Origin of the sequence: Gillisia sp. Hel_I_29, assembly GCF_000744275.1 — a bacterium.
In the GTDB taxonomy this organism is placed as follows: Bacteria; Bacteroidota; Bacteroidia; order Flavobacteriales; family Flavobacteriaceae; genus Gillisia.
The window spans coordinates 1-9,021 of sequence record NZ_JQLP01000004.1 but is presented as its reverse complement, the minus strand read 5'-3'; the positions used below and the strand labels follow the sequence as shown (position 1 = coordinate 9,021).

The following is a 9,021-nucleotide window of genomic DNA, read 5'->3' as shown; positions in this document are numbered from 1 at the left end:
TGATGCGCTGTCATGATCCAAGCTGCTTACAAAATATGCAACCAACTCCTTAACTCCATCATTATCATTGGCCAAAACTACAGCCTCATCTATATCTGCATGCCCCAATAATACACTCTCGATCTCGCCTAACTCTATGCGATACCCTCGGATCTTAACCTGAGCATCCTCTCTCCCTAAAAACGTAATCGTGCCATCACTATTCCATCTGCCCAAATCTCCCGTCTTGTACATACGAGTACCTTCTTTAAAGGGATTTGAGACAAATCGCTCTTTAGTAAGTAACTCATTGTTTAAATAACCGCGAGCCAAGCCAGATCCTGCTATATAAAGCTCCCGTTACACCTACTGGCTGTAATAAGCCCTCCCTATTTAATATGTAAATCTCTGTGTTGGAAATTGGAACGCCGATAGAAGAACGATGCTCTAAATCTTCAGATTGAAAACTCATAGTATGACTAGTAGCTACATGGGTCTCCGATGGACCATAATGATTATGTAATTCTACTTCAGGGTTAGAGCTTAAAAACGATTGCAAAGCCCCTGAAACATATAATTGTTCTCCTGTCGATACTATATGTTTGATATGATGTCCTAATAAACTATTAACATTTAGTTCATTGTAAAAATTATTCAACCCTGCAAATGGAAAAGACAAAACCTCTATCTCATGGGTTAAAATATAAGAACTAAGTAAGTCATAATCTAATAAAGCTTCTTTATGAACTATACAAACCTTTCCTCCTCCACTCAAAGCAAAATAAATATCATGCAGCGAAGAATCAAAACTAAATGAGGAATACTGTAAATGACATAAGCCTCTCTCTATTCCTGAATTATTAAGATCCCACTGAATTAAATTACTTAACATTAAATGTGTCTGAATAACTCCCTTAGGTAAACCTGTAGAACCACTGGTATAAATAACAAACGCGTCATCTATCCTTTCCTCTTTTAAATCTAAATCTATTGACGAATATTCTGATAAATCTATAGAAGATATATTCACTGAAATAGTGTTAACTACTAAATCTAATCCTGACTCTACTAAATTCGTTTCTGTTATAAGAAGATGAGTATTAGAGTCTTTTAAAATATACGTGAGACGACTTGATGGATAATCCGTATCTAATGGTACATAACAACAATTGAGTTTCATTACAGATAACATTGCTACAACGCTATTAATAGATCGATTCAACATAACTCCTATATAGTCTCCACTTTTACCTTATAACGCTCTTTTAAGTAATGCCCCAATTGATTACTACGTCTATTGAGCTCCCCATAACTAAGACGCTCATCTTCATAAACTACTGCTATGGCCTCTGGTCTCTTTAAGACCTGAGACTCAAATAAATCTACAACCGTCTTACCCTTTGGATAAGCCACTTCTGTAGCATTAAATACATCTAACAACTCTTCACGCTCCTTATCATCTAAATAGTCAATACTATCTAATATACTGTCAGGAGCACTCACAAAGCTTCTCAATACGTTCATAAAATGAGCCTTCATTCGCAATATTTCCTCTTGTTCAAAACATCCTTGGTCATATACAAACTCAACTCGCAACTGCTGATCTTTAAAAGGAACTACCAGAATTGTAAAATTATAATTCGTTTGCTCATAAACCTCTCTTGAAACAACAGATGAATCCTCAAAAGACGAATGGTCTTCTTCCTCACTAGGAAGAACATCCAACTCCTTGACCGCATAATTCTCAAAAACCATAATATGATCCAATAAGTCCATTCCTAATGGACTCTGAGACTGAACCTCCGATAAATTTAAATAATGATGTGGTAAACTAGCGATCGAGCCTTGTTGTATCTCTTCTAGTAAATCTTTAGCTGTACTTACTTCTGTGTATTGTATTCGAACAGGGATCGTATTGATAAATAATCCTACCATATCCTCTATACCTGGTATAGCATCAGGTCGTCCAGAGACTACAGCTCCAAAAACTACATCGCGTGTATTGTTATATCGCGATAATAAATACCCCCAAACTCCTTGGATAAAACTATTCTCGGTTATCGATAATTCTCGACATAATAACTGCATCGATCTCAATAAATCTCCTTCTAGCAATAAATGCTCCTTCTTCTGTGAATAATCACCTTCCAATCTATTATTTACAAATGGTAAACTTGATTTACTATCATAGCCTGATAAATAATTTGACCAATAAGACAAACTAGAATCCTTATCTAATCCTTCCAACCAACTAATATAACTTGAATATAATGATACTGGTGATAAAGTAACTGGTCGTTTGTTCTGAACTCCATACAATAACTTATAAAAATCATTGATCAAAATACTCATACACCAACCATCAATCAAAATATGATGATGACTCCATATAAATTCATAAGAGCTCGGGCTTAACTGAACTATAGTTAAACGCATCTGAGAACCTGCTCCCAAATCAAACCCGCGATCTCGATCTAACTTGCGGTACTCTTGTAAATAAGACTCCTGATCTTCTCTACTCTTAAACGCATCTGCCTTTTCATACACAAAATTACTCGATACAGACTTCCGTACTATCTGCAAACTCTCTCCCGCATAATCATTACTAAAACTCGTGCGAAGTATCGCATGACGAGAAACTAAAAGATCATAACTCAATCGAAGTGATTCTATATCTAAATGCTCTCCCTCCAATCGATATGACATCTGTTCAAAATAAACAGATGAATTAATACCCCCAGATAACCAGTGATAATAAATACCTTCCTGTAAAGGTGACAATCGGTAAACATCCTCAAGATCATCCTCTTTATTCAAAACCGATAACTCTAAAGAAGAAAGCCCTTTAAAAGTTAAATCACTAGAGGTTAAATAATGCTGATCTTCTTTAGACAAGCCTTCTATCAACAATTCTAAATGATTTTGATAACTCTCTGATAAAGCATTAATAGTACCCTCTTTATATTGAGACCTATCATATGAAATACTCAACTGTAATACGTTCTTTACAATCATACCAGAAACACCTAAAGGGGTCGATGAATTTGAATTTAATTCCGAATTATCATTCCCTGTATATCCTGATCCATATTCAAAAACAACACTATCCTTTGAACGACTCATACTCGATACCGAAGACCCAAAATCACCTAAATAATTAAAAGTAATCGATGGGGAAACACGAGAAGAAAAACCGCCTCCAAAGTACTTTAATACGCCATACCCAAATCCTTTATCTGGTAAACGACGTAAATCGTCCTTCACTGAAACTAGGCTACTAAAAATATCTCCGCTTCCTTTCAATTCTAATAAAAAAGGATACGTACTTGTGAACCAACCTATAGTCCGACTAAAATCCAATTCATTACCCGTATCCTCTCTTCCATGACCTTCCATTAAAAGAACACTACGATCTGTCTTTAAAACTGCATCGATACTCAATATCAATCCCGTTAATAAAATATCATTGATCTCTGTATTATAAACATCATGAACACGGGTTTGCAATAACTCTGTAATATGCTGACTTAATCCAAAGGAAACACTACCTATAGATCCTATCTCATAAGAGCCTTCTTCAATAACATCATTAGGAAAATCAAACTCAAATGAAATGATCTGGAGTTCCCAATAAGAACGTTCCTTAGATAACTTCCTGCTATTCCCATATGCTAATAAACTCGATGACCAGCCTTGATAAGAATCTGTCTTCATAGGTAAACTAAATAAAGACCCCTCTAAAGACTGTTCGTATAAAGTTGAAAAATCTTCCAATAATATACGCCAAGAAACACCATCTATTACTAAATGATGAATCACTATAAGTAGACGATCTCCATCTTCACAATGAAACAATCCAAGCTTAATCAAAGGACCTGTAGATAAATCTATACTCGACTGAAGTACATCTACCTGAGCCTTTATCTGTTCTTCTGTAAATTCTGAAGAAATATCATACTCATATAAATCATATAACGATGAATCTGAAATACCTAAGTTTTGCTGAACCCAAGATCCTGCTGTATCACTATAAACCATACGAAGCGCATCATGATGTGCCGCTAAATATGAAAAAATAGACGCTAAAATAGTAGATTCAATACCCTCTTTCCTAAACAATAAAACAGATTGATTGTAGTGATGATTCGCTACAATAGTAGCATCCTCAAAAAACGAAAGCTGAATAGGGGTTAAACCTACAGGACCTAAAACCTCTGATTGATCTATAACCAAGACATTCTTAGTGATAAAAGAAACTAAATCTTCTAAAACTGGGTTCCGCAAAATATGTTCTACCTTAGTACTATATCCATATTGTCTCAATCGAGACACAACCTGAATCGATTTAATAGAATCTCCTCCTAAATTGTAAAAATTATCTTTGACTCCTATGCCTTCTCGCTTGAGAACTTCTTCCCAAACTTTTACCAAACTATGCTCTATATCATTTCGTGGGGCTACATACTCAACCCCATGACTAATCTCTAACCCCTCTGGTGAGGGTAACGAGCGCCTGTCTATCTTGCCATTAGGTGTTAAGGGTAAACCTTCCATCGCTACATAGTAACTTGGTAGCATATAATCGGGTAAAAAGCCCTTTAAATAACTGCGCAGTGATGCGCTGTCATGATCCAAGCTGCTTACAAAATATGCAACCAACTCCTTAACTCCATCATTATCATTGGCCAAAACTACAGCCTCATCTATATCTGCATGCCCCAATAATACACTCTCGATCTCGCCTAACTCTATGCGATACCCTCGGATCTTAACCTGAGCATCCTCTCTCCCTAAAAACGTAATCGTGCCATCACTATTCCATCTGCCCAAATCTCCCGTCTTGTACATACGAGTACCTTCTTTAAAGGGATTTGAGACAAATCGCTCTTTAGTAAGTAACTCATTGTTTAAATAACCGCGAGCCAAGCCAGATCCTGCTATATAAAGCTCTCCCGTTACACCTACTGGCTGTAATAAGCCCTCCCTATTTAATATGTAAATCTCTGTGTTGGAAATTGGAGCGCCAATGGGAATACTCAGTGGCAAATCATCATAAATGCTTGACACTTTAAATATAGTTGCACAAATGCTTGATTCTGTAGGACCATACGCATTAAAATAAAGTCCTCCATAAGTTAAAAATTCAGAAGCCTTTTTATAATTTGCAGCTTCTCCTGCTGTAATTAATTTACTCAATCCTGAAAGCCTTGAAACATCTAATTGACTCAAATACGATGGTGGAATTGTCGCTACATCAATAGAACAATCCTTAATAAAGTCTTCTATCTCTTCAGGGTTTCGACGTTTTTCTGAGTCAATAATATACAATGAACCTCCTGATAAAAGCAAAAGAAAAACTTCCCAAACTGATGCATCAAAAGAACTAGAGGCAAATTGTAGACCTCGATTGCCCTCTTCCAAAGATAAATAGTTAATCTGAGATAATATAGTATTTAAAATACTTTCATGCTCTACCATAACCCCTTTAGGTTTCCCTGTAGAGCCACTCGTGTAAATAACATAGGCCAAATCCTTTGAGTTTGCAATATGCGGTGGGTTTATACCACTCTCAGAATCTCCTTTGTAGTTCTCAAGTTCTATATCTATCGCTAGTATGCTTGTTTCTAAGTCTAAAACATCAAACATACTTTCTGAATTAATAATCAGCACCTTTAAATTTGTCTCTGATATTATATATGACTTACGATCCTCTGGGTAATCAGGATCGATTGGTACATAAGCCCCTCCACTCTTTAAGATCCCCAGGATCCCCACAATCATCCAAGAACTTCGCGGTAGCATAATCCCTACCAAATCATCTGGCTCGATGGTATAATGTGCTTGTAGATAATGTGCTAATTGATTACTGCGCCTATTAAGCTCCTCATAACTAAGACGCTCCTCTTCATAAACAACGGCTATAGCCTCTGGGGTTTTACTTACCTGCTCCTCAAACAATTCTACAACGGTCTTATCTCTCGGGTAATCAAACGCGGTCGCATTAAAAACATCTAGTAACTCCACTCGCTCTTCTTCTGCCAAATAATCTATACTCCCTATTAAGGCCTCTGGATTACTAAGTAACTTCTCTAGAAACTCTTTATAATGAACTATAAAGCCTTCTAGCATCTCCTGCTCATAAACATCTGTGTTGTATCCAACATTTAAATATAGATAATCCCCTTGTTCCCCAAAGGTAAACTCTACATCATTCTTACTCACACTTATTCCATCATCATAGACGGTATTCACCATTTCTTCTGTAGGTTCTAAAACAGTAGATTCTTCCTCGAAGTTTTGAAGCACAACTGAAATATCATAAATCACATTACGACTCGTATCCCTACGAAGTTCTAAATCCTCAACAAGACGATCAAAAGGATATCCCTGATGCTCATAAGCATCTAAAGTCCTTTGACGAACCCGTCTAAATAAATCTTCAAAACTATCCTCTGAACGAACTTCATTACGTAATGCTAACGTATTGATATAAAATCCTATCTGGTCCTCTAAATCTGAATGCTCTCGCCCTGCAACGGGTGTCCCTACTACCAAATCCTCTTGACCCGTATAACGGTACAACAATGCTTTCAAACTAGACAGTAAGCCCATAAACAAGGTACCTCCCTCTTGATGGCTAAATCGCTTTAACCCCTGAGTAGATTCCTTTGATATGTAAGTGCGAAGTAATTGACCTTGATGACTCTGTATCACGGGACGTACCTTTGAACTTGGTAAGTCTAAAACGGGAAGATCTCCTCCCAGTAAGCCCGTCCAATAATCTCGATGGCCCTGATAAATAGATGTACTCAATTGAGACAATTGCCAACTCGCATAATCCTTATATTGAATCCGTAACGCTGGTAAGTCTAATTCGCCTCCACTCTTATAAAACTCATAATACTTAAATACATCTCTTGACAATACATCCATACTCCATCCATCACTAATAATATGATGCATATTGTAATAAAAAACATAACGGTCTTCTGATACCTGTAGTAATATAGCGCGTAATAGTGGACCTTTGGCTAAATCAAACTCCACCATACGGTCGTTATCCAGATAATTCAATACCGAGGACTCGATATCTGCTTCGCCTTGTAGATCCAATTCACCGATCTCAAAACCTAAAGCATCTCGTTCTAATATCCACTGACGAATCTCTCCTTGGGAGTTCTCCTTAAAAACAGTACGTAAGATCTCATGACGGTCTACTACCGAATAAATAGCACGTTTAAATAAATCTACATCATAACTGCCATCTAAAAATATACGTGAAGGCATATTGTATGCCGAAGAGCCGCCCTCAAATTGACTCAAAACCCATAAACGTCGCTGTGAATCTGATATAGCATAATCTGACGATGCTTCTAACTTTTCGATGGATACATACGCAGACTTTGTAGCTTCCTCTATTAAAGATACCTGAGTCTCCAATACTGTGTGAACAAACAAATCCTTTAATGCTAACTTTACATCAAAGGTCTTATGAAGTTTCGATAAAAGACGTGTAGCCTTTAAACTATGACCTCCTAACTCAAAGAAATCATCCTTCACACCTATATTCTCTTTGCCTAAAATATCTTCCCATATAACTACTAACTGCTTCTCTGTATCTGTCTCTGGGGCTACATATTCTACTCCATGACTAATCTCTAACCCCTCTGGTGAGGGTAACGAGCGCCTATCTATCTTGCCATTAGGTGTTAAGGGTAAACCTTCCATCGATACATAGTAACTTGGTAGCATATAATCGGGTAAAAAGCCCTTTAAATAACTGCGCAGTGATGCGCTGTCATGATCCAAGCTGCTTACAAAATATGCAACCAACTCCTTAACTCCATCATTATCATTGGCCAAAACTACAGCCTCATCTATATCTGCATGCCCCAATAATACACTCTCGATCTCGCCTAATTCGATACGATACCCTCGGATCTTTACCTGAGCATCCTCTCTCCCTAAAAACGTAATCGTACCATCACTATTCCATATTCCCAAATCTCCCGTCTTGTACATACGAGTGCCTTCTATAAAAGGATTTGATACAAATCGCTCTTTAGTAAGTGATTCATTGTTTAAATAACCGCGGGCCAAGCCAGATCCTGCTATAGAAATCTCTCCTGTAACGCCTATTGGCTGTAATAAGCCCTCCCTATTTAATATGTAAATCTCTGTGTTGGAAATTGGAACACCGATTGAAATTTTTTCATCTGTAATACTCGTTTTATGGTAAGTAACATCTATAGATGCTTCTGTTGGGCCATAAAGATTATAAATAGGTGCCTTTAAATGCCCATACCAACTTCGTACACTTTCTATTGATAACGATTCTCCACTTGCTATCAATCGTTTGACACTTTGTAAGGATTTTTTGGCGCCTTCTATAGCTAAAACTTCCAACAAAAAGGAATTAAACATACTAGGTACAAAATGTAAAGAATTCACACCATGCTTTTCTATCAAAGACATAAGGGCTATAGGAGAATACGTCTCTTCTTTTGTACAAATAATCATTCTATTTCCCCAACATAAAGGCAAGAAAATCTCCCAAACGGATACATCGAATGTAAATGTGGTCTTCTGTAAAACTACTTCGCCTTCTTTAAAATTAAATGTTTTCCACATCCAATCTATTCGATTAATAACTCCGCTATGCTCAATCATAACCCCTTTAGGTTTCCCTGTAGAGCCACTCGTGTAAATAACATATAACAAATTAGAAGGCAATAAACTTATCGATAAATTATCTGTCGAATAGTCTGACTTATTATTATTATTAAATTTATCTAGAAATTCTTCGTCCAAAAGCACTTTACACTTACTATCCTCTAACATATAAGCTATTCGATCCTCTGGGTAATCAGGATCGATTGGTACATAAGCCCTCCACTCTTTAAGATCCCCAGGATCCCCACAATCATCCAAGAACTTCGCGGTAGCATAATCCCTACCAAATCATCTGGCTCGATGGTATAATGTGCTTGTAGATAATGTGCTAATTGATTACTGCGCCTATTAGCTCCTCATAACTAAGAC

The 9,021-nt window shown here is 36.9% G+C and carries 3 protein-coding genes and 1 pseudogene; all 4 read right to left on the bottom strand.

The window, feature by feature from the left end:
• Nucleotides 1-312 (bottom strand): AMP-binding protein (locus tag P163_RS18790; RefSeq protein WP_156100658.1); only part of this gene is annotated, 312 nt, incomplete at its 3' end.
• Nucleotides 287-1,171, bottom strand: coding sequence for an AMP-binding protein (locus tag P163_RS17780; RefSeq protein ID WP_051931153.1), 885 nt, complete (start codon nt 1,169-1,171; stop codon nt 287-289). The genes P163_RS17780 and P163_RS18790, both read right to left, overlap by 26 nt.
• Before the next feature lie 38 nt (nt 1,172-1,209).
• Complete coding sequence (locus P163_RS05120) at nt 1,210-7,707, bottom strand: amino acid adenylation domain-containing protein (RefSeq protein WP_410503394.1); 6,498 nt, start codon at nt 7,705-7,707, stop codon at nt 1,210-1,212.
• Nucleotides 7,687-8,954 (bottom strand): annotated as a pseudogene (locus P163_RS18785) (non-ribosomal peptide synthetase); the annotation flags it as partial. The pseudogene P163_RS18785 and the gene P163_RS05120, both read right to left, overlap by 21 nt.
• Nucleotides 8,955-9,021: the final 67 nt, after the last annotated feature.

Bases quoted from the DNA above. Each gene is read 5' to 3' on its own strand.
- P163_RS17780 (WP_051931153.1), bottom strand. From the start codon at position 1,171: ATGTTATCTGTAATGAAACTCAATTGTTGTTATGTACCATTAGATACG.
- P163_RS05120 (WP_410503394.1), bottom strand. From the start codon at position 7,707: ATGGAAGGTTTACCCTTAACACCTAATGGCAAGATAGATAGGCGCTCG.